Origin of the sequence: Phyllobacterium sp. SB3, from assembly GCF_040009165.1 — a bacterium.
Taxonomy (GTDB): domain Bacteria; phylum Pseudomonadota; class Alphaproteobacteria; order Rhizobiales; family Rhizobiaceae; genus Phyllobacterium.
In genome coordinates this window covers 55,263-81,376 of record NZ_JBDYKI010000009.1, presented here as the reverse complement: position 1 = coordinate 81,376, position 26,114 = coordinate 55,263, and the positions used below count along the sequence as shown (strand labels likewise).

Annotated in this window: 26 protein-coding genes and 1 tRNA gene; 19 read left to right on the top strand and 8 right to left on the bottom strand. The window is 53.8% G+C overall.

Translation table 11 applies throughout. The features are described 5' to 3' along the window. Positions 1 to 69: 69 nt before the first annotated feature. On the top strand, positions 70 to 732 hold the full coding sequence (locus tag ABKW30_RS24815; protein ID WP_348601627.1) for a hypothetical protein: 663 nt from the start codon (positions 70 to 72) through the stop codon (positions 730 to 732). Between the two features lie 239 nt (positions 733 to 971). Continuing rightward, positions 972 to 1,880 carry a LysR family transcriptional regulator gene (locus ABKW30_RS24810; RefSeq protein ID WP_348601626.1) on the top strand — a complete coding sequence of 303 codons (909 nt, stop codon included), beginning with the start codon at positions 972 to 974 and terminating at the stop codon, positions 1,878 to 1,880. 81 nt (positions 1,881 to 1,961) lie between these two features. Here ABKW30_RS24810 and ABKW30_RS24805 read toward each other — a convergent pair whose 3' ends face one another. Then, a complete protein-coding gene (locus ABKW30_RS24805) occupies positions 1,962 to 2,711 on the bottom strand; it encodes a L,D-transpeptidase (RefSeq protein ID WP_348601625.1) in 750 nt (249 codons plus the stop codon). Positions 2,712 to 2,896: 185 nt separating this feature from the next. Between ABKW30_RS24805 and ABKW30_RS24800 the strand changes: the two genes are divergently transcribed. Together ABKW30_RS24800 and ABKW30_RS24795 are read left to right on the top strand one after the other, a co-directional pair. Beyond that, complete coding sequence (locus ABKW30_RS24800) at positions 2,897 to 3,304, top strand: VOC family protein (RefSeq protein ID WP_348601624.1); 408 nt, start codon at positions 2,897 to 2,899, stop codon at positions 3,302 to 3,304. Positions 3,305 to 3,328: 24 nt separating this feature from the next. Further along, on the top strand, positions 3,329 to 3,712 hold the full coding sequence (locus ABKW30_RS24795; RefSeq protein ID WP_348601623.1) for a RidA family protein: 384 nt from the start codon (positions 3,329 to 3,331) through the stop codon (positions 3,710 to 3,712). Positions 3,713 to 3,724: 12 nt separating this feature from the next. On the opposite strand, the gene ABKW30_RS24790 is transcribed toward ABKW30_RS24795, so the two are convergent. Beyond that, positions 3,725 to 4,933, bottom strand: coding sequence for a GAF domain-containing sensor histidine kinase (locus ABKW30_RS24790; RefSeq protein WP_348601622.1), 1,209 nt, complete (start codon positions 4,931 to 4,933; stop codon positions 3,725 to 3,727). Between the two features lie 202 nt (positions 4,934 to 5,135). Here ABKW30_RS24790 and ABKW30_RS24785 point away from each other — a divergent pair, with 202 nt between their 5' ends. After that, entirely contained in the window at positions 5,136 to 5,693 is a 558-nt protein-coding gene (locus ABKW30_RS24785) for an AAA family ATPase (RefSeq protein WP_348601621.1), read from the top strand. Here the strand turns inward: ABKW30_RS24785 and ampC are convergent. Continuing rightward, the gene (gene ampC, locus ABKW30_RS24780) at positions 5,660 to 6,823 is read right to left on the bottom strand and encodes a class C beta-lactamase (RefSeq protein ID WP_348601620.1); all 1,164 of its coding nucleotides are present in this window, start codon (positions 6,821 to 6,823) and stop codon (positions 5,660 to 5,662) included. The two genes, ABKW30_RS24785 and ampC, sit on opposite strands and share 34 nt — an antisense overlap. A 126-nt stretch (positions 6,824 to 6,949) precedes the next feature. Between ampC and ABKW30_RS24775 the strand changes: the two genes are divergently transcribed. Continuing rightward, on the top strand, positions 6,950 to 7,819 hold the full coding sequence (locus ABKW30_RS24775) for a LysR family transcriptional regulator (protein WP_348601619.1): 870 nt from the start codon (positions 6,950 to 6,952) through the stop codon (positions 7,817 to 7,819). Between the two features lie 87 nt (positions 7,820 to 7,906). Beyond that, entirely contained in the window at positions 7,907 to 8,845 is a 939-nt protein-coding gene (locus ABKW30_RS24770; RefSeq protein ID WP_348601618.1) for a type II CAAX endopeptidase family protein, read from the top strand. 521 nt (positions 8,846 to 9,366) lie between these two features. On the opposite strand, the gene ABKW30_RS24765 is transcribed toward ABKW30_RS24770, so the two are convergent. After that, positions 9,367 to 9,458: transfer RNA gene (locus tag ABKW30_RS24765), tRNA-Ser, on the bottom strand. 354 nt (positions 9,459 to 9,812) lie between these two features. Here ABKW30_RS24765 and ABKW30_RS24760 point away from each other — a divergent pair. From ABKW30_RS24760 to ABKW30_RS24750, 3 genes are all read left to right on the top strand, one after another. Next, the gene (locus ABKW30_RS24760) at positions 9,813 to 10,499 is read left to right on the top strand and encodes a hypothetical protein (protein ID WP_348601617.1); all 687 of its coding nucleotides are present in this window, start codon (positions 9,813 to 9,815) and stop codon (positions 10,497 to 10,499) included. A gap of 73 nt (positions 10,500 to 10,572) precedes the next feature. Beyond that, the gene (locus ABKW30_RS24755) at positions 10,573 to 10,941 is read left to right on the top strand and encodes a hypothetical protein (RefSeq protein ID WP_348601616.1); all 369 of its coding nucleotides are present in this window, start codon (positions 10,573 to 10,575) and stop codon (positions 10,939 to 10,941) included. A 174-nt stretch (positions 10,942 to 11,115) separates the two neighbouring features. Beyond that, positions 11,116 to 11,280, top strand: a complete 165-nt coding sequence (locus ABKW30_RS24750) for a hypothetical protein (protein ID WP_348601615.1) — start codon at positions 11,116 to 11,118, stop codon at positions 11,278 to 11,280. A gap of 267 nt (positions 11,281 to 11,547) precedes the next feature. Here ABKW30_RS24750 and ABKW30_RS24745 read toward each other — a convergent pair whose 3' ends face one another. After that, entirely contained in the window at positions 11,548 to 12,135 is a 588-nt protein-coding gene (locus ABKW30_RS24745; protein WP_348601614.1) for a TetR/AcrR family transcriptional regulator, read from the bottom strand. A gap of 181 nt (positions 12,136 to 12,316) precedes the next feature. Between ABKW30_RS24745 and ABKW30_RS24740 the strand changes: the two genes are divergently transcribed. The 3 genes from ABKW30_RS24740 to ABKW30_RS24730 all read left to right on the top strand — a co-directional run bounded on the left by ABKW30_RS24740 (position 12,317) and on the right by ABKW30_RS24730 (position 17,771). Further along, a complete protein-coding gene (locus ABKW30_RS24740; RefSeq protein WP_348601613.1) occupies positions 12,317 to 13,537 on the top strand; it encodes an efflux RND transporter periplasmic adaptor subunit in 1,221 nt (406 codons plus the stop codon). Between the two features lie 124 nt (positions 13,538 to 13,661). Further along, positions 13,662 to 16,880: a multidrug efflux RND transporter permease subunit gene (locus ABKW30_RS24735; RefSeq protein ID WP_348601612.1), complete on the top strand. Its 3,219-nt coding sequence runs from the start codon at positions 13,662 to 13,664 to the stop codon at positions 16,878 to 16,880. A 621-nt stretch (positions 16,881 to 17,501) separates the two neighbouring features. Next, positions 17,502 to 17,771: a hypothetical protein gene (locus ABKW30_RS24730; RefSeq protein WP_348601610.1), complete on the top strand. Its 270-nt coding sequence runs from the start codon at positions 17,502 to 17,504 to the stop codon at positions 17,769 to 17,771. A gap of 56 nt (positions 17,772 to 17,827) precedes the next feature. Here the strand turns inward: ABKW30_RS24730 and ABKW30_RS24725 are convergent, their stop codons facing one another. Next, the gene (locus ABKW30_RS24725) at positions 17,828 to 18,346 is read right to left on the bottom strand and encodes a DUF1236 domain-containing protein (RefSeq protein ID WP_348601609.1); all 519 of its coding nucleotides are present in this window, start codon (positions 18,344 to 18,346) and stop codon (positions 17,828 to 17,830) included. Between the two features lie 229 nt (positions 18,347 to 18,575). On the opposite strand from ABKW30_RS24725, the gene ABKW30_RS24720 reads away from it, so the two are divergent. From ABKW30_RS24720 to ABKW30_RS24710, 3 genes are all read left to right on the top strand, one after another. Next, positions 18,576 to 19,694 carry a pyridoxal phosphate-dependent aminotransferase gene (locus ABKW30_RS24720; RefSeq protein ID WP_348601608.1) on the top strand — a complete coding sequence of 373 codons (1,119 nt, stop codon included), beginning with the start codon at positions 18,576 to 18,578 and terminating at the stop codon, positions 19,692 to 19,694. A gap of 1 nt (position 19,695) precedes the next feature. After that, positions 19,696 to 20,058 (top strand): DUF423 domain-containing protein, encoded by a 363-nt coding sequence (locus ABKW30_RS24715; RefSeq protein ID WP_348601607.1) that lies wholly within the window; start codon positions 19,696 to 19,698, stop codon positions 20,056 to 20,058. A 187-nt stretch (positions 20,059 to 20,245) separates the two neighbouring features. Next, positions 20,246 to 21,532, top strand: a complete 1,287-nt coding sequence (locus ABKW30_RS24710) for an epoxide hydrolase (protein WP_348601606.1) — start codon at positions 20,246 to 20,248, stop codon at positions 21,530 to 21,532. 54 nt (positions 21,533 to 21,586) lie between these two features. On the opposite strand, the gene ABKW30_RS24705 is transcribed toward ABKW30_RS24710, so the two are convergent. Further along, entirely contained in the window at positions 21,587 to 21,973 is a 387-nt protein-coding gene (locus ABKW30_RS24705) for a hypothetical protein (RefSeq protein WP_348601605.1), read from the bottom strand. Continuing rightward, positions 21,973 to 22,416 carry a hypothetical protein gene (locus tag ABKW30_RS24700; RefSeq protein WP_348601604.1) on the bottom strand — a complete coding sequence of 148 codons (444 nt, stop codon included), beginning with the start codon at positions 22,414 to 22,416 and terminating at the stop codon, positions 21,973 to 21,975. The genes ABKW30_RS24705 and ABKW30_RS24700 overlap by 1 nt, the downstream gene beginning before the upstream one ends. Positions 22,417 to 22,591: 175 nt before the next feature. On the opposite strand from ABKW30_RS24700, the gene ABKW30_RS24695 reads away from it, so the two are divergent. From ABKW30_RS24695 to ABKW30_RS24685, 3 genes are read left to right on the top strand one after another with little or no spacing between them, the layout of a single operon-like run. Continuing rightward, complete coding sequence (locus tag ABKW30_RS24695) at positions 22,592 to 23,248, top strand: TetR/AcrR family transcriptional regulator (RefSeq protein ID WP_348601603.1); 657 nt, start codon at positions 22,592 to 22,594, stop codon at positions 23,246 to 23,248. Then, the gene (locus tag ABKW30_RS24690) at positions 23,214 to 24,377 is read left to right on the top strand and encodes an isovaleryl-CoA dehydrogenase (RefSeq protein ID WP_348601602.1); all 1,164 of its coding nucleotides are present in this window, start codon (positions 23,214 to 23,216) and stop codon (positions 24,375 to 24,377) included. The genes ABKW30_RS24695 and ABKW30_RS24690 overlap by 35 nt, the downstream gene beginning before the upstream one ends. 42 nt (positions 24,378 to 24,419) lie before the next feature. Further along, on the top strand, positions 24,420 to 26,027 hold the full coding sequence (locus ABKW30_RS24685; RefSeq protein WP_348601601.1) for a carboxyl transferase domain-containing protein: 1,608 nt from the start codon (positions 24,420 to 24,422) through the stop codon (positions 26,025 to 26,027). Positions 26,028 to 26,114: the final 87 nt, after the last annotated feature.

The window sequence follows — 26,114 nt, the reverse complement described above, 5'->3', positions numbered from 1 at the left end:
CCGATAATAACTGACCGCGCATTCTCACCGAAATGCGATCCTTGAACCGGATGGCGATTTTGAATAAATTTGGCCTCCCTCAATTTAGAGATTGTGAGTTTCTCTATGGCTTTGTCCAATAAGCAACTGGTCGAGTATTCCAAATTTGCGATCGATCACACCAATCCGCTTCAATCGCAATGGCGCAAGGACCGGGCTTTGTTGGAGCTTGCCAAGTTTGCAACAATGGAAAATGGCGGACGGGCACAAGAATATCTGAACCATTATCTGGAAGGCAGCGGCACGCCAAAATATTTCAAGGCAAGCGACCTGCTTAGCGAAGACCCGAATGTAGCACAGGTGCTTGCGAGCGCCGTTTCGCTGGAGGCGGCCAAAGCTCCTTTAAAATCCGGACAGACCGGGATTGTCGGTCTGAGGCAGCGCGACATCAGTGTCTTAGACTGGAAATTGGCCCTTGGTTCTTTTCCACTGGAATGGACTTACATCGCCACGCGCGTCACCAACGGGGTGACTTTGCTGGAACTCACTGTGAAGGGTAGCAACGAGTATAAATGGCACCCTGATGATTCCAAACGTGAGACTCAGGTGCTCCATCAGGCGGCGGCACGTTTACAAAAACCCCAACCCAACGTGTTGGATGTATTGCAAAATACGAATCCGGCCAAGAATTTCTGGATGTTTGCGACGGAGAGCCGGTATTTCGTACCACTAAAATCATTCGCAATTTCCTGACAGTTCGAGGCGAATTGCCGTCAAGGCAAGCGATGCATTTGCAAATCTGCTTCAGATTGGCAAAGGCCATTACGGCAGCTTGTGGCGCTCAAACAGCTTGCCCGATATGTACTCCATTAAAACCCATGTCGTCCCGGCAAGCACCTCGCGAAGGTGTTACCAGTTTTGGCGCTCCCAGCAATTGCTGCACCCCATATGTTTGGTTATGACTGCTACATTGTCATAACTGAGGGTTATAGATGGATATCAATGCGGCGCTTCGAGCCTTCGTGAGGACAGTTGAAAAGGGATCGGTTACTGCGGCCGCCCGTGATCTGGCCATTTCTCAACCCGCCGTTACCAAACATTTGCGAAATCTTGAACGCCATTTGAATGCCCGCCTTCTTGAAAGGTCATCGAAAAGCATGCGCCCTACTGCTCACGGGATGACGCTCTATGAGGCTAGTCGCAATGCCTTGGCGTCTATTGATGCGGCGATAGAAGGTGTTCGCCGGGATATGGGAGAAATCGAGGGCAATTTGCGGGTTCATGCACCATCCTGCATCGGTGCTCGACATCTTCACGGAATGATCATGCAGTTTCAGGACGAGCATCCTGCGGTTACTGTTGATCTGGTTCTGGATAATCGAACGGTTGATCTCGTCTATGAGAATTTCGATCTTGCGGTTTGCTACGGCAAGATTGAAGGTCAGGAAACCATAGCCAGACGGATCGGGTGGGTTCAGCGCATATTGGTGGCATCGCCGGAATATCTGGAACGTGCCGGACCTATAGAAACTCTGGAGCAGCTTGCCACAAGCGATATCGTTGCAACGACGCTCATCCTTTCGCCGCGTGATAGCCTGACGCTATGCGGGAATGATAACTCCACTACGGAAGTCACTGTTCGTCCGGTTTTGCGAACGAACAGCGCCCATGTTTTGACGAGCAGCCTTCTGGCAGGTCGCGGAGTTGGTCCGGTGCAGGTAAACCTCGTATCGCATGAACTCGCAGAAGGCCAGCTTGTCCGGGTTTTACCCGACTATAAGGTGAAGCCGACAGAAGCCTTCCTGACCTATCCGTCCATGAAATTCATGAGGCCGGTTGTTCGCGCCTTTACCGATTTCATTATTCCAAAACTACGCGCCGTGGATGGAATAAAAGTGTGAGATGCAGGCTGCCTGTGGCTGGCCTGCACCTCGATTTTTTCATTCACTCTGCTCGTGCATGAGCCGATGAACAGGCCCGTATCAAGCCTGAGCTTGCGATGCGCCAAGCGGTGACTGATGAACGACGATTCTCGCGTGATAAGGTACGCGATCATAGAGATCGATTGCATCCTGGTTGATCAGTCGCACGCAGCCCGATGACGTTGCCTTGCCAATTGATTGCCATTGCGGCGATCCGTGAAGACGATAAAGCGTGTCTTGCCCATTTTGGAAGATGTAAAGCGCACGCGCGCCCAGAGGGTTTTTGATCCCCGGTTCCATTCCGCCGTTCTCGACAGAAAATTTCGCAAGCTCAGGCTGTCTTGCAATCATGTCTGCCGGCGGTTTCCAGCGCGGCCAATGCTGCCGCCAATGAATAATCCCCTCGCCCTCCCAGGCAAATCCATCGCGGCCGATGCCGACACCATAGCGCATGGCCGTACTGCCGCCCGCCTCCACGAGATAGAGGAAGCGCCCGGGCGTGTCGACGACTACAGTGCCTGCGGGCTCGCCGGTTGGGTTGGTTACGCGCTGACGGTAATATTTCGGGTCCATCTGCTGATAGGGTATCGCGGGAATGAGGTGCCCCCCATCCTGAACTGCGGCATAGCGCAATTCGAGTTCCGATGCGGGTGCCAGCCCTGTCGGCAGGGATGGTTTTACGGGACGCGGCTCGGGAGTAACCTTGCCATATTGGGTTGTTGCTGTGGTTGTACACCCGGCAAGGGCAGCGCTCGCCGCCATGGAACCAAAAACAAAGGTGCGGCGGGAAAATTGAATGGATTTAGTCATATTCCAACACGTTCATGGGCTAAGATTCGAACGCTAAGTAGTCGAGTTGGGGCCAACATGTCTACACATATAGAAGTGATCGGAACCATAACCAAAAGCTATAAGGTTGTGATCGACTCTGCACCTGAGATATTAAACAGCAATATTTCGAACATTGGCCAACGCTAATCCAAGGAATTAAAGCGATGTCGACACCAGCATCCGCGAACCTCAATGCGCCAATTATTCTTTCGGCAGAACCACAAATTTTCGTATCCGATGTTGAGCTTGCCTGTGCGTTCTATGTGGGCAAGCTGGGTTTTGAGGTAGCGTTCACCTATGGACAGCCGCCATTCTATGCCCAGCTTTTTCGCGGTGGCGGACGGCTCAACGTTCGCAAAGCAAGCGGACCAGTATTCGACAGCAGTTTCAGGGCAAGAGAACGCGATGCGCTTTCAGCAACGTTAACACTCAGCGATGCCAAGGCGTTGTTTCTGGAGTATCAGACGGCAGGGATTGTGTTTCATCAACCCTTGAGGACAGAGCCATGGGGCTCCCGCACTTTTATCGTGCAGGACCCGGATGGAAACCTGATCTGTTTCGCCGGAAAGTAGATTGCCAAAAGCGGAGTTTAGACAATGGAAAAACGCAAAATCAATGCAGCGGATACTCCGGCACCGGCTGGTGGATATTCTCAGGCCGTCGAAGTCCGTTCTGCTGAACGCACCCTATACATTAGCGGGCAAATACCCGTTGCTGTCGATGGAACGCTCCCGGCGACTTTTACCGAACAGGCCCGGCTCGCATGGTACAATGTCGAAGCTCAATTACGGGCCGCGGATATGTCACTCGACAATCTGGTAAAGGTGACGATATTTCTTTCCGATCGTTCATTTGCGATGGAAAACAGGGCCGTGCGAGCGGAAATCCTGAAGGATAGAGCACCTGCCATGACTGTGGTTATTACAGGCATATTTGACTCCGCGTGGTTACTCGAAATCGAGGCAATCGCAGCAGCGTGACGCCGGAGCAAATCAACGCTTTATCGGCATCCTGAAGGCAAATCTGGTCTGCTTGGCCGTGGAAGCAGCGGTTAGAGTTCCGCCGTGTTCACGCGCAATTTCATAGGCAATATAGAGGCCCAGCCCTAATCCCTGCTGGCTCGGGCGGGCGTCGCCCCGGAAAAACGGCATAAAGAGCTGATCCAGCAGCTCAGGCGGAATGGGATCGCCGCTATTGGTAACGGAAAGCTCGAATTCATCGCCGGAGGTGCTGGCTTCAACATAAATCGTGCCCCCGGTTGAGCCATGGGTGATGGCGTTTCCAAGCAGATTTGACAGCAATTGCCCCACCCGCCCCCGGTCGCATCTTACTGGATCTTCAAAATCCAGCTTCGCCTCGATGTGTTGAGTAAGCCCGACGGAAACAAGCTCATCGATGACCTGAACCAAAGTAGGTTTCAATGGCTCGTCCGAATTGATTACCAGCGCCAGGCCATTTCCAAGCCGCGCCCGGGCGAGATCGAGCACATTGTTGATGAGGCCGGACATGCGCACGATGCTGCCACGGATCAGCCCGACAACTTTCTCAGCCTGTTCGTTCAATGGTGTGCGCTGAAGCAATCTCGTGCCCGCGTCGATAGCCGCGACGGGGTTGCGCAGATCATGACCAAGAACGGCGATGAACTGTTCACGAAACTCGGAAATCTTGCGCTCATCCACAAGCTCGGCCTGCGTGGTAGCCAGTCGGTCGTTTGCATCAAGGTGAAATGCGATCAACTCTGCAAAGAGCTTGAACATCCCGATTGTCCCGGGATTTTTGAGCTGCATCGGCCGCGGGTCTATAGCGCACAACGTACCGAAAAACTTTCCATCCGGAAGAATGATCGGCATGGAAATATAGCTCTGAAATCCATATTTTGCGGGCGTGTGGTGGCCACTGTAAAGCGGATCGATGGTAACCTCATCGATGACAATAGGCACGCGCGAATCACGAATCTCATCGCAAAGCGTCGTTCGCACCTCAAGTTCGCCACCGGGCTTTAATCCGAAATTGATTGAATCGAGTACCTGACAGACAACCCATCGATCTTCTGTCACACGGGCAACAGCAGCAAAACCCATGCCCGTGGTGCGGCAAACCACATCGAGAATTGAAGGAACAGCGCCGATACGATTGACTGCATCAATGTCTGCCTGAAATTCAGGGTTCGGTGTAAAATCCAAGGTTGTCGTAGCGGTCAACAGTCAAGCTCCAATCCGTGCATCGAAACATGCAGGATTAGTCAGAACTATACGGTTTCACGCGGAAGCAGAAGTTGTTTTTCAACCGGCAGTGGAAGTGCAGCAGTTTGCCGCTTGGCGTGATCAGGGTCTTGGCGTATCACGCCCGATTTGCAAGAAATGTGCGACGGCGCAAATCAACGAAATATACTTGAGGAAACTCATGAAAAATCTGGCTGGTCACATCCTGATCCTCACCGGCCCCCCGGGTTCCGGAAAGACTACAACCGCCGCATCACTCGTTGCAGCCGTCGGCATTCCAGCCGTGCATCTGCACTCGGATGATTTCTGGCACTACATCAAAAGCGGGTTGGTCCAGCCCTATCTGCCGGAAGCACATGCCCAAAACCAGACCGTCATGGATGTTTTAGCGGGTGCAGCGGAAAGCTATGCCAAGGGTGGGTTCTTCGTGGTCGTCGACGGGATCATGGGGCCATGGTTCCTTGAGCCATTCCGCGCCTTGTCTGTGCCGCTGCATTACATCGTGCTGCGACCTGTTCTTGAGGAAGCGATCGAGCGCTGCCGTCGGCGGGGTGGAAATACGCTGACCGATCCGGGACCGATCAGCGCTTTACATCAACTGTTTTCGTCGTTGGGCGAGCTGGAGCATCATGTCATCGACACGGCTGATCTAAGTCGTGAGACAACGCTCGAGGCTGTTCAGGCCGCCCTTTCCAACAAGAGCTTCTACCTGCCGTCGAGCTTGGACAATATCTCGTGAGCCGCAGTGACGCGATCCACATTCGGATAATACTTGTTAGCGAGAATAACGATGCCAAGTTGCTTTTCCGGAACGAATGCCACGTAGGCACCAAAGCCGTTTGTTGATCCGGTCTTGTTGATCAGGACATCATCACGCGGCTCCAATGGCGGGTTGATTTGCTCGGCCGGCATTGGTTTCAAGGAAATCTCCTGCGAATTGCCCAGTCGCAGCGCATCCAGAGCAACGGGATAGGCATACTGCTCCCATAATAAATCCTGGGTCATGTCGCCAATTTTAAAGTAGCCGGCATGCGTGTTGGTAATCGCCTGCTGCAACTTGCCGTCGAGCTTGACCATGTTCATGTTCGCCTGCATGACACGGATCATGTCCGCAACTGTGGTCTTTACGCCGTAGGCTTCCGCAGACAAAACGGCCTTGGATACACGGGCAGGCTTATCCTTGCTCGAATAACCTTGAGCATAATCTTTCATCTTGCTCTTTGGCACATTGATATAGGTGCTGGTCAGGCCAAGATCGGGGAAGAGCTTGTCCTGCATGAGCGAGGTAAAATCCTGCTTCATGCTTTTCGCTGTGATGACACCCAGCATTCCTATGCTCGGATTGGCATAGGTGCGGGTCGTGCCAACCTTGTAGGCGGGCTTCCAATTCTTCAGATAAGTCATCATCTGATCATTGGTTTTAACCTCATCAGGCACTTGCAATGGGAACCCGCCTGGTGTGTGCGTGGCAAGGTGAAGCAATGGAACAGCGCCGAATTCCGTGCCTTTCAACGATGGCAGATACTTTTCAACCGTGTCAGAAAACGACAGCTGGCCATTGACCTGCGCATAGGACGCAAGTGTTGCAACGAAGGTCTTGCTGATCGACCCGATTTCAAAAATCGTCGAAGGCGTTACCGCCTTGCCCGTATCCTTGGAAGCGACGCCATAATCCAGAGTGTAGGTTTTGCCGCCAGCGATCACGCCAATCGCCATGCCCGGAATGCCGTACTTTTCCATGAGCGGCTGGATCGCCGCATCCACTACGGGCTTGATCTGAGCCGCATCATCTGCCGCATGGCTGATGGTTACGGAAGCGCAAGTGGCAAAAAGAGAGGCTGCCACGGCTGCTGCAATTTTAGACGTCATGGACGAATTTCCTTGTCTCTATTTATCGTTAGGGTCAGGACCCTATCGCCTTCGTATTTATTGGCACTGTGATCTCAAGACAAACGATGATATCTGGTATCAGACATAAGAAAAACTAGGTCAATCATGGTTCGTTCCTTCCTTCCACTAAATGGTTTGCGTGCCTTTGAGGCTTCCGCCCGGCATTTGAGCTTCACACGTGCCGCCATCGAGCTTTACGTAACGCAGGCAGCTGTGAGCCAGCAGGTCAAAAGCCTTGAAACGCGGCTTGGCGTTCAGCTTTTCCAGCGTCTGCCGCGCGGGCTGAAGATCACGGCCGAGGGCGAAGCATTGCTGCCTGTCGTTACCGGTTCTTTCGACCAGTTGGCGAACACACTTGAAAGGATCGAGGGCGGGCATGTGCGCGAGCTGTTGTTTCTCGGCGCAGTTGGCACATTTGCCGTTGGCTGGTTGCTTCCAAGACTTCCGGATTTCCAACGCAAATTTCCCTTTGTCGATGTGCGCCTGTCGACCAACAATAATCGCGTCGACCCTGCGGCTGAAGGACTGGACTACGCCATAAGGTTCGGCGACGGCTCCTGGCACGGAACGGAGGCCACGCGACTTTTCGAGGCACCACTTTCGCCCTTATGCATTCCCGAACTGGCGGAGAAACTACGCGAACCTTCCGACCTCGCCAGTCAGCCATTGCTGCGAAGCTATCGCAAGGACGAATGGAGCAGATGGTTTGACGCGGCTGGCGTCCCAGCTTCACCACAGGCGAACAAGGGCGTCGTTTTCGATTCGTCACTGGCCATGATGGATGCAGCGTTGCAAGGCATCGGCGTCGCACTCGCACCCCCGACAATGTTTTCACGGCACCTTTCATCAGGCGCTATCAAACAGCCATTCCAGACGTCCATATCGCTGGGAAGCTACTGGCTGACGCGGCTGCAATCCCGCCTCCCCACTCCCGCAATGCTGGCGTTCTCCGGCTGGATTACCGAGCAGGCTTAAAGGCAGTTGTAAGTTAATCGGCAGAATATATAGGTGGTTGCATCCTCGATAACGGTCGTCAAGACGCCTCCACGGATACCGACATCAATGGTCAGCAAATCTTTCGAAGCATACAGGACCAATACACAGCCCTTTTCGGTGCCACGCCTGATCATCGGAACAGTTCTGATCTTGCTGATCTGGTTTGGTATCGGAGTGGCAATAGTATTGCTCGCACTGGCAACCAATATTGCGGAAAAGCTGCCCTGGGATGAGAATGAATTCATCTTGGCAGCCGTGTTTATCAGTTTTCCAGGCATCTGGATTGGTATCTGGCTGGTGATGCGATTCCTGCATCGACAACCCCTAACCAAGCTCTTCGGTATTGAAGGAAAGATTGCGTGGGGAGATTACGCACGCGCATTTATCGCAACAATCGTCTGGCTGCTGATTGCAGAGGCGCTGATGTACCTTCTTTTTCAGGACCTTGAACGAACAGAAAGGCAACGTGCAGCGTGGTTTTTCTCGTTTATCCCGTTGATGGCAGTTCTCTTTATTCAGACGAGCGCAGAAGAATTGCTGTTTCGTGGTTATCTCATGAGGGGTATTGCAAGCAGATTCCGCTCCCCCTGGCTTTGGATTTTGATCCCTTCAGTATCATTTATCGCGCTGCATTATTCACCTGATCTGTCGCTCGCCAGTCTTTTCATCGTAGCAATCGACATTACGGCGTTCACTACTCTGGCAGTCGTGGTCACCTATGCTACGGGTAATCTTGGTGCAGCACTTGGCTGTCATATGGCAAACAACCTTTTTGTAGGCTTGGTCATTTCGCACGAAAGTGAGCTTTCCGGACTTGCTCTCTTTCGTGGCGTGCAGCTGGATCAGCCTGACTTATCGTCGACTGTGCTCATCGCATTTCCTGTCCTGAGCGTCCTGTTCATTGCTGTACAGACGCTCATGCTGCTCCACCCGAAATCTCCGCTCCGCTTAACGGGCTATATCAGGACAGCCCCAACTGTCGCCGCAATGGCTGACGGAGCTTGACGCCCTTCAGCCATTTTCCCTTGCCTGCAACTTTATCCACGAGACAAACAACGACGCGTTGGCATACGCCTCGGTCTTGCTTTGCTGTAGAGCGGACATGTCTGGGGCGTTGTTGAGCTGAAGCATAGTCTACGTTATCCTACACCAGAACGCTTCAGCAAATGGAGGTCAGAATAAACACTGGATACCAAATGACTGATCACAACGCATCATAAAAGGAGATATCCATGCCGCATGACTATTTATCCAGAGCCGGAAGCGTCAGGATTTTCCAAGTGGCGGGCATTGTTGGCTGCGTACTTCTGACAGGATGCACGTCCAATTCGGGCCGATCTGCCCCCTTCAAACTGTTCAATGATGACTGGCGGTATTCATGTGCATCAGGATATTATGATTGTGCACTGGGCAGCCGCGGTGAATCCGAAGGAGATCGCTAGATAGCCAGATATTTCAGGTCAAAGTACAGAGCTCACGCGCCAGACAATGGCAATCCATAAAATATCAAAATTTTATTGATGTTGTGGCGGAGAGGAAGGGATTCGAACCCTCGAGACCGTTTAACGGGTCTACTCCCTTAGCAGGGGAGCGCCTTCGACCACTCGGCCACCTCTCCGAGGACGCTGACTAAAGATGAAACCCATTGTTGGCAAGGCTTTTGTTGGAACAGCCCGCAAAAACTGCATTATCACGCAATTGGCAGCCGCTGCTCACCAGAGATCAACGCATCCGGTGAGACCGCAAGGTGGCGTTAAAATCAAAAACTGTCGCAATGTGTCTAAAAAAACACAACCGCAGATTGCTCAGACAGGCGCAAACTATCGGCCAATCAATTGTTATTGAATAATTATTCCGCTCGCACACATTCAACGTCCGCAGATAGATGCAGATGCCGCAAGGGATTCCCTTCACGGATATTCTTTGTACATAATCACGAATCAAATTCCTGCGCCGATATACGGAGACAAGCATGACGCAAAGTCGTTCTCTTTTGCTACGGGTAACGCTCGGAACAACCCTTCTATGCGCTACAGTTGGCAGCGTGCATGCGGCCGACAAGATTTCTTCAGACCCGGATAAGAAGCCATTCATTTATTTTGCTACTTCAGATCCATTTCTGAAACCCGGACAACAGCCCACCAAGAACGATGTCACGTTTTTCGGAGGTGTTTTCACAACAGACACAGCGGGCGGGGCCTTGCGGGCGTTCACCACCGACTACACGTCCAATTATATTATCGGCGCAACCTATGGGCGCGACGTCTTTGACCTTGGTGCAGGCTTTCTGCTTGGCGGCGTTGCGGGCGCTGCAATCCGCTTCGGCGAAGATGATGACACCTCGGCCGAGGTCTGGGCAGGTGCCCGCCTTAAGCATCAGGGTCTTGTCATCGGCGACCTGCTGATTTCTCCGGCTTTCACGGCTGGCCTGAGTGCTGTGACGGGAAAGACGGAAATCGAAAAGGGGCGAGAAGAGCGTTATGATGGCAACGCGACTTTCATTGGCTTCCTTGGGCCTGAATTGTCGTTCCGCTGGAGAGGAGCGCCGAATCTCGAACTTACATGGCAGTTGCACCACCGCTCGGGCGGTGGCGGCACATTTGGCGATATGGGCGAAACATCAAATGCCAATACGATCGGCATACGCTACAGGTTCTGATCCAAAGTCCTTCCCTGCCCCTCGACATCGCGGCGTCAGGTGGACTAGCCTGCTGGCTTTGATGGGGGATTTCATGAGATTTTCAGGCAAAGCCGGGGCGTTGTTGTTGCTGACGGGCGTTTGCGCCTGCACAACAACCGGAGGCAGCAAGGATCAGATCACCGCCGATGCCAAGGCGTTGGTGGTCACATCCTATCAATGTCAGGCCGCACTTGGACGCGAACCGCACTATTCGGCGATTGAAAGCAGTGAAACCGTCCTCAAAGCCATTGGCAAAACACCCGAAGATGCGGACAAGACCGTTCGTGGCTGGCTCAAGGGTGTAATCGCCTCACCAAAGCGACCAACCGACCTTGATTCGAAAACATGCAAGGACAAATTGCTGACCCTGGCTGAAAAGGTGCGGATCGGCTATGAATCTCTAAATCGGTTGAAAAAATAGCGTTGATTTTTCGGCTATAAATCGGCTTTGTTTTTGTAATTTTGCTGCGCCAGATAAGCAATTTTCGCAAGCATGCGCAGTGTAAATGAACGTCGCAAATCTTGAATTGAGAATCCGGAACGGGAACCCTATCTGCAGATTATAGGGCTACATACCTCAATTGGAGAATGCAGAATGACGACACCTACCGTTCCGCAGGATATCTACCTCCGTCACGAGAGAGAGTGGCAGATGCTGCGCCAGGCTATCGCCGAAAAGAAACCGGCAGTTGAAGAGAAGCGGCCAATCGAAAATTTGGCTCCAAGGCGCAAAACGCCTTTGACAGAGCAGCATCAGTAAAACTGTATTTTTCGCGAAATTGAAAAAGCCCCGCCCGGATTTCCGGTTCGCGGGGCTTTTTGTTGGATGGGGTCAGGATGCCGGCAATTTCAGGGGCTTATTGTAAAACAAGTAGTGCGTGGTTCGACAAGCTCACCATGAGGAAAGTGGTGTTTGGCAGGGAGACTGATTTTGCAATGATGGCGACAATCTATGCAATCAACCCACCTTCCTCATGGTGAGCTTGTCGAACCACGCAGAGCAGATGAGCAATATTGATGCGGCGGCTTAATTAGACCCCGGCCAGGACCGCATGGCGATATCAACCAGCCGGTGAATTTCATCACGACCTATGCCGCTGATGGCCTGTACGGCGGTGCCCTGCGACACGGTGAGGATATAGCGGGCCAGATCTTCAGGGTTGCTGTCCGGAGGCAGGTCACCCTCGCGCTTGGCGCGCTCAAACCGGCGGGTCAAAGCCTTCTGGCCAACCTGTCGCCGTTCGATGATTGTTTTTTGAACGGCCTCGGCGGCTTCGCTGCAACCCATGGCTGCGTTTATTCCAAGACAACCACTCGGATTGCAATCACAGGTCTGCGCATTGGCAAAGCCGAACAGCACATCGCGCGCCACAGAGCGCGCATCAGGCTGCTCCAGCGCTTTCCAGAAAAATGCCATGTAGTTTTGTTCGTAGCGCTCAAGCGCCATACGAAAAAGCTCTTCTTTGTTTCCGAAAGTACCATAGAGGCTTGGCTTGGTTATACCCATGCCGTCAGTCAGATCAGTGATCGACGTACCCTCATAGCCTTTACGCCAGAACAGTTCCAAGGCTGTCTGCAGAGCATCGTCTGCATCAAATTCCCTCGGGCGTCCCATGGACAGTACTCCCTAAAAGAATTATACCGTTCGGTATAAAATTCCATTGACAGCTGCTGTTCCGCAGCCTTATATCACCGTTCTATACCGATCGGTATGGAACGTCAATGATGATTCCGGTGATCCGGATTCCAGTTCACCATCCTCCCAAATGGTGAAAAATTCAAGCAGGATGACCACGATGTCAATCAGCACACTCAAAAGAAATCTCGCCATTGGCGGCCTTGTTCTGGCGCTTGGCGTAGCAGGCGGCACCCAGGTTTTCGACTTCAGCAAAAGCCATGCGGAAGGTGAAAAACAGGCACCGGTACAGGCAACCCCCGTTTCAGTCGCATTGGTGCAGCCCAAGCTGGTAAGCCAGTGGAGTGAATTCTCCGGCCGTCTTGAGGCAATCGATCAGGTCGAAGTACGCTCCCGCGTTGCAGGTGCTGTGCAGTCGATTCACTTCAAGGAAGGCTCTGTCGTCAAGCAGGGCGATCTTCTGGTCAAGATCGATCCGGCCACCTATGAAGCGGAAGTTGCACGGGCGAAGGCACAGGTCAGCGCTGCGGAATCAAGGCTGGCTCTGGCCAGGAATGAACTGGACCGAGGCAAACGCCTCATCGACTCCCGTACTGTATCGCAGAGCGATTACGATCAGCGCCAAAACGTTCAAGCCGGTGCATTGGCTGATCTTGAAGCGGCTCAAGCTGTACTCAAGACGGCAACGCTCAACCTTGAATATACGGATATCCGTGCTCCGATCAGCGGTCGCGTTGGCCGCATCGAGATCACCCAAGGCAATCTGATTGCCGCTGGCCCGGCTGCTCCCTTGCTCACATCGCTGGTGTCGATCAGCCCGATCTACGCAAGCTTCGAAGCGGATGAAAATGTTGTAGCCAACGCTCTGGCGGACCTTCCTGAAGGATTGAACAGCCGCGATTTCGTTGATCGCATCCCGGTCCAGATGGACGTGCAGGGAAAGGCCGACATCGATGGCAAGCTCCAGCTCATCAACAACAGCGTCGAGGCAAACAGCGGCACAGTTAAAGTGCGCGCAGTCTTTGACAACAGCAATGGCCGGTTGATGCCCGGTCAGTTTGCCAAGGTCCGCATGGGTCAGGCAACTGAAAGGCAGGAATTGCTGGTGGATGAAAAGGCCGTGGGTACCGACCAGAACAAGAAGTTCGTAATGGTGGTCAATCCGCAGAATGTCGCCGAATATCGCGAGATTTCGCTGGGTGGCAAGGCTGACGGGTTGCGTATCGTGACTGCCGGATTGCAGGCTGATGACAAGGTTGTGGTCAACGGATTGCAGCGCATTCGGCCGGGTTCGCTTGTTGCACCGGAAATGGTGGCAATGGGCGCAAACGCATCCAACCAGCTACAGGCACAGGCCGATCAGGCCAAGGTCAAACAATAAAGGCTGCTGCGCCATGTGCTCAAGGTGAGGCATGGCGCAACGGCATCTTGAAAATGCGTGTAACACCAGCCAGAAACCGAAAACGGTTTTTGGCTTTACGCGCTAATCATCAGGCGGAATCGCTATGAACATTTCCAACTTCTTTATTGATCGCCCGGTCTTTGCGGGGGTCCTTTCCTTCATCGTTTTCCTAGGCGGCCTTATCGCGCTGACAACGATGCCGGTTTCCGAATATCCGGACGTGGTTCCGCCATCCATCGTGGTGCGCGCGCAATATCCGGGTGCAAATCCGAAAGTCATTGCTGAAACGGTTGCAACGCCGATGGAAGAATCCATCAACGGTGTTGAAGGCATGCTCTATATGGGCAGTCAGGCAACCTCGGATGGCCAGCTGACACTGACTGTTACCTTTGCTCTCGGCACCGACCCGGACAAGGCACAGCAGCTTGTGCAGAACCGCGTTTCGCAGGCCGAACCCCGGCTGCCGGAAGAAGTGCGCTCTCTCGGCATCACCACGGTGAAAAGCTCGCCGGACCTGATGCTCGTGGTCAATCTGATTTCGCCGAATGATCGCTACGACATTACCTATCTACGCAATTACGCCCTGATCAACATCAAGGATCGCCTCGCCCGTATTGACGGCGTTGGCGATGTGCAATTGTTCGGGTCGGGCGATTATTCCATGCGCATCTGGCTCGATCCGCAAAAGACCGCGGAGCTTGGCCTTTCTGCTACCGATGTTCTGGCCGAAATTCGCGCGCAGAACGTGCAGGCGGCGGCGGGTACAATTGGCGCTTCTCCCAACGAGAATGACGTCAATCTGCAATTGTCGGTGAATGCGCAAGGGCGCTTGGCAACCGAAGAAGAGTTTGGCCAGATCATCGTCAAAACCGCACCAAACGGCGCGATTACGCATTTGCGTGATATTGCCCGTATCGAACTTGGTTCAGCGCAATACTCACTGCGCTCCCTGCTCGATAACAAGTCGGCTGTGGCCGTACCTGTATTCCAGGCACCGGGTTCCAACGCGATCCAGATCGCCGATCAGGTTCGCGCCACCATGGAAGAGGCCAAACTGACCATGCCGGAAGGCGTGGACTACAAGATCGTTTACGATACCACCCAGTTCGTTCGCGCTTCCATCGAAGCGGTGGTCCATACGCTGCTTGAAGCCGTTCTGCTGGTGGTCCTCGTCGTTATCCTGTTCCTGCAGACATGGCGCGCTTCGATTATCCCGCTGATTGCGGTTCCCGTATCGATTGTCGGTACGTTCGCCGTGATGCATCTCTTCGGCTTCTCGATCAATGCGCTCAGCCTGTTCGGTCTGGTTCTCGCCATCGGTATCGTCGTTGACGACGCCATTGTGGTGGTGGAGAACGTCGAGAGAAACATTGAAAACGGACTGGCTCCACGCGCGGCAACCATACAGGCGATGCGCGAAGTTTCCGGCCCTATCATCGCGATTGCGCTGGTGCTTGTGGCCGTATTCGTACCCTTGGCATTCATCACCGGTCTAACGGGCCAGTTCTACCGCCAGTTCGCGCTGACGATTGCCATCTCTACAGTCATTTCCGCGTTCAACTCACTAACTCTCTCTCCTGCCCTCGCCGCATTGCTGCTCAAGGGGCACGACCAGCCGAAAGATGCGCTGACACGGTTCATGGACAAGACGCTTGGTTGGTTGTTCCGTGGCTTCAACGCCGTGTTTACGCGCGGTGCCAACGGCTACAGCAAGGGCGTTCGCGGCGTTATTTCGCGCAAGACAATCATGATGGGCATTTACATTGTGCTTATCGGCGCGACTGCCCTGATGTTCCGCACTGTGCCGGGCGGTTTCGTGCCACCACAGGACAAGCAGTATCTGGTGGGCTTCACCCAGCTGCCGGACGGTGCAACGCTTGACCGGACAGAGTCTGTTGTCCGCCGCATCGGCGATATGGCACTTTCGATCCCGGGCGTGGAAAGCACGATCGCCTTCCCCGGCCTGTCGATTGCCGGTTTCACCAACAGCTCGAATGCTGGCGTTGTGTTCGTCTCGTTGAAGCCATTCGAGGAACGGAAAACGGCTGAGTTGAGTGCTGGCGCCATCGCCATGCAGCTTAACCAGAAGCTGGCCGGTATCCAGGAATCGTTCAGTGCCGTGTTCCCGCCTCCCCCGGTTCAGGGCCTTGGTTCAATCGGCGGCTTCAAGTTGCAAATCGAAGATCGTAACGGCCTCGGCTATCAGGCGCTGGACGATGCAACCAAGGGCTTCCTTGCCAAGGCGGCAACAGCGCCGGAACTGACAGGGCTGTTCACCAGCTACCAGATCAATGTGCCGCAGCTTTACGCTGATGTTGACCGTGCCAAGGCACGTCAGCTCAATGTATCACTTCCGGAAATCTTCAACACGCTGCAGATCTATCTGGGCTCGGTCTATGTCAACGACTTCAACAAGTTCGGGCGCACCTATTCCGTCCGTATGCAGGCGGAGTCGAATTTCCGTGCCAAGGCAGAAGACATTGGTGACCTGAAGGTCCGTTCCGGTTCGGGAGAAATGATCCCGCTTTCGGCACTGATCAAGGTGACCTCGACTGCTGGTCCAGACAGGGCACAGCGTTACAACGGCTTCCTTGCAGCCGATGTGAACGGCAATACTGCTCCCGGCTTCTCATCCGGTCAGGCACGCGCTGCGGTTGAACGCGTCGCTGCGGAAACGCTGCCTGCGGGCATCGGCTTCGAGTGGACCGAACTGACCTATCAGGAAATCATAGCGGGTAATTCAGCCTACCTGATCTTCCCGCTATCAATCCTTCTGGTGTTTCTGGTTCTGGCCGCTCAGTATGAAAGCCTGTCACTGCCACTGTCGATCATCATGATCGTGCCACTTGGACTGCTTGCCGCCCTCACCGGTGTCTGGCTAACGGCGGGAGACAATAACGTCTTCACCCAGATCGGGTTGATCGTCCTTGTCGGACTATCCGCCAAGAACGCCATTTTGATCGTGGAGTTTGCGCGTGAGCTGGAGTTTGCCGGATCGACGCCGTTCAAAGCGGTGATCGAGGCGAGCAGGCTGCGCTTGCGTCCGATCCTGATGACATCGCTGGCGTTTATCATGGGCGTCGTGCCTCTGGTTACTTCGACAGGTGCCGGTGCCGAGATGCGTAGCGCGATGGGTGTGGCGGTGTTTGCCGGCATGATCGGCGTGACGCTGTTCGGCCTGTTCATGACGCCGGTTTTCTATGTTCTTGTTCGCGCAATGACAGGGAACCGCCCGCTGAAGAGCCACCACGCCAGTACCTTCGAAGGTGACGCCAGCCACGATTCGGGCGCAATTGCTCACTCCGCAACCCCGGCTGAGTAACAAAATATACGGTGGCGCAGATAAATTTATTTGCCTGCGCCACCTCCTCTAAGCCTTTGGAACAATGGTTTTTATCCCACCCAAGGTTTTAAACCTCGCCTGTTACAACCTTTAAAAAGTGCTTTTTGGTTCTTTTGGGGGTGACAAAAGATTTCAGGATGTTACAGTCTCGTGACCACGCCGACATTCGGCCCTAACGATCATGACCTCAGTATTCCGAGGCCGTCAAATCGGGAGATGCACATGACAAGCGCTGCCAATGACAACCGCAAAATCAGTGACGGGTTTATTCCTCTGGTTGCGTTTCTGGTCGTTACCCAATTAGCTGCCACCGTTCTTCTGGCCCTGCCGAATTGGTACTGAGACCTCAAACAACTACGTCAAGTTTCTCGCTTCTGCCAATAATGGCAGGAGCGATTATCCTTTTGATGGTAGTCGGCCTTCTGCTCGTCTGAGTTTCGCTCACTGGCCTGCCCCTTTCCAATCAAACCGATTTCTCCATTCTTGTTGAAAAATGACAAACTGGTGCGCGGCTGGGCTGCTGTTCGTTTACAAAAAGCAGTGATATAAACGCTCCATAATGCATCGCATAACTGACTGCTGTTCGCAGTGGAGGATATCATGAGATTGTTGACTGGATCGGCGCTGCTCGCGGTACTTTTGATAGCCGGTTGCACGACAATGACACCCGCGGAACGCCGGGCGCTCGATAACCAGACCTGTTCTTCCTATGGTTTCAAGCTTGGTGGCGATGGCTTTGCCTCATGCCTGCTCAATCTGGAACTGGATCGGCGCGCCGCATCCCGCGCCCAGTTTGATGATATGCGCTTCAATAATCCGCCAATTATTTTTTATGGTGGTGGGCGATATCACCGCCATCACCGGCGATAAGACAACGCCGCCGGCTTGACCCGGCGACGCTGCGTCTCCCCTCAGAGCATTTTAATCTAACGAACCCAAACGATGCGGCGTGTTTCGGTTTCAACCAATGCCGGGCGATCATCCACGTAGATATATGAGTAACGTGGCTGATCAGGCACCTCGACCAGAGGGACATCCGCGGGCACCATTGTCCCTGTTGTCACGTCACCCTCGATCACTACCGGCTCGCTTGGATGTTTCTCCACATAGGTGAGAACCTCGTCGGGAAACTCACCTCCGCTACTCGGGCCACCTGTGTCGGAGAGATAGACAACCTGACGATTCTCCAGTGACACGATCACCGGACGCCCATCTACGTAGATGTAGCCGTAGCCCGGGCTTTCCGGAATTTCACGCACAACAACGTCTTCCGGTACGACATAACCCTGCGATAATTCATCATCGATAACGACAGGATCGGATGGATTGGCAATCACGTAATCACGCGCACTCTGTGGAACTTCAATAACCACAGCATCCTGTGCAAATGTGAGACTGGAGGTGGCGAACAATACCGCCGCAGTCAGTACAAGAACCTTTTTCATTTCGTGGCCTTTCTGTTTTATTCCAGTTGTCCCACTGGCTGAAAAACCGCCTGATACATGGTTTGGTTCCGAATTGACGGCACACGTCATGCGACAGGCTGAAACATAAGGCGTTGTCGCCAAAGGCCGGGAGCGGCAGGGCAACGATGGAAAAACGAAAAAATCTGATAAGTTTTGGAGGATTTCAGGTCAAGTTTTGCTGGTTTAGATAAAGAAAACTGCTATCGCTTTGCTCATGGACCCAAAGCTTGTTCCCCTGATAGATTCCCTGCCCTCCACTGTGCCATTCGTCGGACCGGAAGCGCTTGAGCGTAAACGCAATGGCCCATTTCGTGCCCGGCTGGGCGCGAACGAAAACGGTTTCGGTCCTGCCCCATCAGTGATTGCTGCAATGCAGGAACATGCTTCCGATGCGTGGAAATATGCCGATCCGGAGAACTTTGACCTGAAGCTGGCACTGGCAAACCATCTCGACATTGCTCCCTCAAATATCGTTGTAGGTGAAGGTGTTGACACGCTGCTTGGGCTCGCCGTTCGCCAATATGTCAGTGAAGGCACACCCGTGGTGACCTCTCTGGGTGCTTATCCCACATTCAACTTCCATGTGGCGGGCTTTGGCGGGCGACTGGTGACTGTTCCCTATCGTGATGACCGGGAAGATCTGGACGCTCTGCTTGATGCAGTTCAACGCGAAAATGCGCCGCTGGTCTATTTTTCCAATCCTGACAATCCCATGGGTACATGGTGGGATGCACCTGAGATCGAGCGTTTCATCGATGCGCTGCCGCCAACGACGATGCTTATCCTTGACGAAGCATATGGCGAGACAGCACCCGCAAGTGCCAAACCTGCAATCGACATTTCGCGCAGCAATGTTTTGCGGATGCGCACTTTCTCCAAGGCTTACGGGCTGGCGGGTATGCGTTGCGGCTATGCTATTGGCGCGGAAAAGCAGATCACCGCATTTGATAAAATCCGCAATCATTTCGGCATGAACAAGCTGACCCAGATTGCAGCATTGGCCGCACTGGATGATCAGGATTATCTGGAAAAGGTCGTTGGCAAGATCATATCCGGTCGAAATCGCATAGGTGCAATCGCTGCTGCGAACGGTTTGAAGGCTATTCCATCGGCCACCAATTTCGTCACCATCGATTGCGGGCGGGACGGCACTTACGCGCTTTCCGTATTAAACAAGCTCATTGAGCAGGACGTGTTCGTGCGCAAACCAATGGCACCGGGGCTCGACCGCTGCATAAGGGTCAGTGTCGGACTGGATGCCGAGCTTGATATTTTCGAGCAGCAATTGCCTTTGGCTTTGCAGGCCGCGCAGCAAAATGGAGAATAAAATGGAAATCAATCGGGTTTTTGCTGGTCTGGGTGGCTTGTTCGGCGCTGCGGGCATTGCTGCTTATGCCGCCGCAGCACATAGCACCAGCGGTCATATGGCGACCATAGCGCCAATCCTTTTGATCCATGCACCGGCATTCCTGTCGCTTTCACTGCTCGGAAAACTGAGCCGTGCATCCTATCTGGGCGGGTTGGTATTGGTGCTTGGCCTGCTGTTCTTCATCGGCGATCTGGTTTCCCGCGACTTCAACGGCGATCGGCTATTTGCCTTTGCTGCACCGCTTGGCGGTTCGCTGCTAATCCTCGGCTGGATTGTGGTGGCAGCCACAGCCTTTAAAGCGCTGGATTTCAAACGCGGCTGACAACGACATAACTTGAGTAGCATGGGCTTTTGAAGCCCGGTTCTTTGTATCCTACTGTACCAATTTGCCTGTTCGTACAGTCAGTTACAAATCCGCTCAATCGATACACAATTGCGATACCTCTTCGCCTTCTTGTGCACGGGACGCTGCATTCCAGCCTCGTTCCGTCATTTAAGGAGTTATATCCATGTCCTCCACCATGCTTGTGCCTACACGGCGCGGCTTTCTCGCCACGTCCGCCACTGCCCTGCTCGTCACCGCCGGCTCGTTCAATCTGCTTGGCTCACAAATGGCTTCCGCCGCCGAAAGCGATGCCATTCAACCTTTCACCGTCAATGTTCCTGAAGACGACCTTGCCGATTTACGCAGGCGGGTTCTCGCAACACGCTGGCCAGCCAAGGAAACTGTCAGCGACCAATCTCAAGGCGTGCAGCTCTCAAAGCTCAAGGAGTTGGTCGAATATTGGGGCACCGATTATGACTGGCGCAAAATCGAGAAGCAGCTGAATGCGCTTCCCATGTTCGTCACAAAGATTGACGGCCTTAATATCCAGTTTATTCACGTTCGTTCAAAGCATGATAGCGCGCTGCCCGTCATCATAACCCATGGCTGGCCCGGTTCCATTTTGGAACTGCTGAAAGTGATCGCCCCTCTCACCGATCCGACCGCCCATGGCGGAACCGCAGAAGATGCATTCGACGTTGTTATACCATCCATGCCCGGTTACGGATTCTCGGATCAGCCGACGGAACCCGGTTGGGATGCGGATCGCATCGGCCTCGCATGGGACGTGTTGATGAAGCGTCTTGGCTATAAGCGCTATGTTTCCCAAGGCGGCGATTGGGGCTCTGTTGTTTCTGATAAGATGGCCCGACAGAAGCCGGAAGGATTACTTGGCATTCATGTGAACATGCCAGCAACCGTGCCGCCAGAAGCAGCAAGAGCGATGATACTCGGCGAGCCTGCGCCAGCCGGATTGAGCGAAGCCGAAAAGGCCGCCTATGATGCCCTCAATACCTTCTTCTCCAAGAATGGTGCCTATGGCAGCATGATGACAACGCGCCCGCAAACGGTTGGCTACGGCCTGTCGGACTCGCCGGTTGGTCTGGCTGCCTGGATGTTCGATAAATTCAACCAGTGGACCTATAGCGGCGGCGATGCCGGGAAATCGCTCACAAAAGATGAAATGCTCGACGACATTACCCTCTATTGGCTGACCAACAGCGCAATCTCCTCAGCGCAGCTTTACTGGGAGAACAATGCCAATAATTTCAATGCTGTGGACATTTCGCTTCCAACGGCCATCACCGTGTTTCCGGGAGAGATTTACCGCACACCCAAGAGCTGGGCTGAAAAAAGCTATCACAACCTGATCTATTTTAATGAGGTTGATAAAGGCGGTCATTTCGCCGCTTGGGAAGAACCGCAGCTTTTCACCGAAGAACTGCGCAAAGCGTTCAAAACATTGCGCTGAATACTCAATGGCGTGGAGCCCGGCGGCAAAGCCGGGCTGTCAATCTTCATAGGATCAGAAAACTGCAGCAATAATAGCTGGCCAATTGTTGATGACCGCGATTGAACCTACGGCAATTGCAAGCATGCTGGCCAGCTTTCCAGTCGTCGGCAGGCTTTCGACACGCCCCACTAATTGCCCCCATGCCTGAGCAGAAGGTAGGCTATCAACTTTTGCCGAGAGTTCACCAAATGCCATTGCTGATGGGAGGGTATCAACCTTGCCTTTCAGATATGCAATATCACCCCTTAGACCCGCAATGTCCTGAACGACGGTGTCCAGTTTGACATCCATCTTCTCAAATGATTTTTCCAGCAAGGCGACACGAGTTTCCATGCCATTGAATGTGCCACTGCCATCATCCGACTTCAAGCGACCTAAGCGTGCAGCGGGTTGAGACATTAGTCGTTGCCCTTCAACCTGGCATTGCATAACTTGTAGTAACCGCCGCCCTTTTCGATCCAGCGCGTGCCACCCAACGTATTGGCATTCTTGTTGATATGGTACTGCTCGAGGCATGTGTGCATACGAGCTTTTGCGGGTTTTTCATTGGCGAATTTGGCGGCAATGGAAGACGGAAATGTGGTGGAACCAGAAGCGGCCTTCTCGACCGGATTGCCTTTCTTCGCAGGTTTTTCCTTCTCGGCTTTTTCCGGTTTTGCATCATCAGCCTTCGCTTCGGCATCTGCCATCGGCGCGGAACATTGTGCTTTCCGAAATTCGTTCCAGGATATGCCTCCCGCCTCGCCGGCGCTCTGCGCAGCCTTGTATTTGACACTGCACTCTTTCATGGTCAGAGCATTGGCAGGGAGACTGGAAAAAATCGACACAAAAATTGTAGCCATAGTGGCGGCAATCCGCCGGAAACATCGCACATTCGTCATGAAATCAACTCGCTGAAAATGAATATTCGGTTCGCAATAAATTTGACCCTACAGACATTGATCCAACCTCACTATTCTACGTTGGTCTAACAGGCGCCCTCTTGAATTAATTGAACGTTCGTTTTATTAACTGTTCATGGCCCGCACGACTGGATCAGATGGAGAGAAAACACGCAGCGCTATTGATGCGGCAGCGAAGCGTCTGATCGCGCGCATTGGTTATGAGGCCATGTCCATGCGCCAGCTTGCGGAAGAAGTCGGCGTACAGTCTGCTGCCTTTTACCGGTACTATCCAAACAAGCAGGAATTGCTTTTTTCAGTGATGCGCGACCACATGGACCGCTTGCTGGGTGCCTGGAAGCAGGAAAGCGGCAAGGCCTCCGGTGTACGCGAGCGGTTCGCTGCCTTCATCCGGTTTCATATCCAGTATCACGTGGAGCGTCGCGACGACGTGCATATTGCCAATATGGAATTGCGCAGTCTGTCCGTCGACAATCTAGCGACAATCGTTAACCTCCGTTCGACTTATGAAAGCAGCTTGCGCGATATACTCGACGACGGTGTAGCAACACGCGAATTCGACATTGCCGATATAGCGCTGACGACGCGGGCAATCATCGCAATGACTACGGGCGTCAATGTCTGGTTCCGCGCGGATGACCGGCTGACGGCCAGCGAAGTTGCCGAAAATTACGTCGAGTTGGGATTGCGCCTTGTTGGCGCCAAGAAGATCGAAACAATTGAAGCGGGAGGACGCAATGTATCAGTCGGGCCTAAAATTCGGAGTTTCTGAAGAGATCGAAGCATTGCGCGAGACCGTGCATCGGTTTGCGCAGGCAAAAGTCGCACCACTTGCCGAGGAAACGGATAAGAACAACCAGTTTCCCATGCATCTCTGGCAGGAAATGGGTGCGCTTGGCCTGCTTGGCATGACAGCCGACCCGGATTTCGGCGGTTCTGGAATGGGCTACCTCGCCCACACCATCGCGGTGGAAGAAATCTCCCGGGCTTCGGCTTCGATCGGGCTTTCCTATGGCGCTCACTCCAACCTGTGCGTCAACCAGATCAACCGTTGGGGCACCACCGAGCAGAAGGAAAAATATCTGCCGAAACTCTGTTCGGGTGAGCATGTCGGTGCATTGGCCATGTCGGAACCCGGTGCAGGATCGGATGTGGTTTCAATGAAACTGCGTGCCGACAAGAAGAATGACCGCTATGTACTGAACGGCAACAAAATGTGGATCACCAATGGTCCCGATGCCAATACATTGGTCGTCTACGCCAAGACCGATCCTTCTGCCGGATCGCGCGGAATGACCGCTTTCCTGATCGAAAAAGGCTTCAAGGGCTTCTCTACGGCTCAAAAACTCGACAAGCTGGGAATGCGTGGCTCCAACACTTGCGAGCTGGTATTCGAGGATTGCGAGGTGCCGTTTGAAAACGTCCTCGGCGAAGAAGGTAAAGGCGTCAAAATCCTGATGTCGGGGCTCGATTATGAACGTGTCGTGCTGGCTGGCGGGCCTATCGGCATCATGGCTGCCTGCCTTGATGTTGTGGTTCCCTATGTGCATGAACGCAAACAGTTCGGTCAGCCAATCGGCGAGTTCCAGCTCATGCAGGGCAAGCTTGCCGATATGTATACGACAATGAATGCATCGCGCGCTTACGTTTACGCAGTGGCTTCGGCTTGCGATCGCGGCGAAACCACCCGCAAGGATGCTGCCGGGTGCATTCTCTACTCAGCCGAAAAGGCCACATGGTGCGCACTGGAAGCCATTCAGGCGCTAGGCGGCAATGGCTATATCAATGATTATCCGACCGGGCGCCTGCTGCGTGATGCCAAGCTTTACGAGATCGGTGCCGGTACAAGTGAAATCCGGCGCATGTTGATCGGGCGGGAGATGTTTGCCGAAAGCGCCTGACCTCACCCTCGCCAGAAGCATTGATTAGCCTCAGGAGACCGCATGACCATACTTCAGTCCCAGATCGACACTGCATCAGAGACCTTTACGGCAAATACCGAGCGCATGCGTGCACTTGTCGGCGATATTCGGGCCAAGGCGGAAATAGTCAGCAAGGGCGGTACGGACGAGGCGCGCGCACGGCATACATCACGCGGCAAACTTCTCCCACGGGAACGGCTGGCGCAGCTGCTGGACGCCGGTTCGCCGTTTCTTGAGATCGGGCAGTTTGCAGCGTGGGACATGTATGGCGACAATATCTCGTCCGCCGGAATGATCGCCGGGATCGGACGTGTTTCCGGCAAGGAAGTCATGATCGTCATCAACGACGCGACGGTCAAAGGCGGCACCTATTATCCCCTCACCGTAAAGAAGCATTTGCGGGCGCAGGAAATCGCGATGCAGAACAATTTGCCCTGCCTTTATCTGGTGGATAGTGGCGGAGCAAACTTGCCCAATCAGGATGAGGTTTTCCCGGATCGCGAGCATTTCGGCCGTATTTTCTACAATCAGGCCAATATGTCGGCAGCAGGCATTCCGCAGATCGCCGTGGTCATGGGTTCGTGCACGGCGGGCGGCGCTTATGTGCCTGCGATGTCCGAAGAGACGATTATGGTCAAAGGTCAGGCGACAATCTTTCTGGCTGGCCCTCCCCTCGTCAAGGCCGCAACCGGCGAGGAGGTTTCGGCGGAAGATCTTGGCGGTGCCGAGGTGCATACCCGGGAGTCCGGCGTTGCCGATCACTATGCAATGGATGACACCCACGCGCTTGCCATTGCGCGGCGGATCGTCGGAAACCTGAATCGAAAGAAAGAGATAGGGCTCGACCTTCGCAAAGTGATTCCGCCGCTTTACGATCCACATGAACTTTATGGCGTCGTGCCGACTGATTTGCGCCAGCCCTACGATGCGCGTGAACTGATCGCCCGTCTTGTCGATGGATCAGAGTTCGACGAGTTCAAGCAGAATTATGGGACATCGCTGATTACCGGCTTTGCACATCTTTATGGAATGCCGGTCGGTATCATCGCCAATAATGGTGTGCTGTTTTCCGAGAGCGCACTCAAGGGCACCCACTTTATTGAGCTTTGCACGCAGCGCGGTATCCCACTGGTGTTCCTGCAAAACATTACCGGCTTCATGGTCGGGCGCTCCTATGAGGCACGCGGTATTGCCAAGGACGGTGCGAAACTCGTTACCGCTGTAGCGACTGCCCGTGTGCCGAAAGTGACGATGATCGTTGGTGGTTCATTTGGCGCGGGTAATTACGGCATGTGCGGCCGCGCTTTCTCGCCACGCTTCCTTTGGATGTGGCCGAATGCCCGTATCTCGGTCATGGGCGGCGAACAGGCGGCAACGGTTCTGGCACTGGTCAAACGCGAGGGGATCGAGCGCAAAGGCGCCGAATGGCCCGCTGCCGAGGAAGCTGCATTCCGTGCGCCAATTCTTGAGAAATATGAGCGCGAAGGTCATCCGCTCTATTCCTCGGCGCGGCTGTGGGATGACGGTATTATCGACCCCGCTAAAAGCCGCGAAGTGCTGGCGCTCTCACTTTCTGCCGCGCTCAATGCTCCGGTCGAAGATACGCGCTTCGGCATGTTCAGGATGTGATGGGATGGAAACCCCATTGCCCGATGTCTTCGCCATATTAGCAGCTCGGTTCCGCGTGGTTCGACAGGCTCACCATGAGGGAGGGCG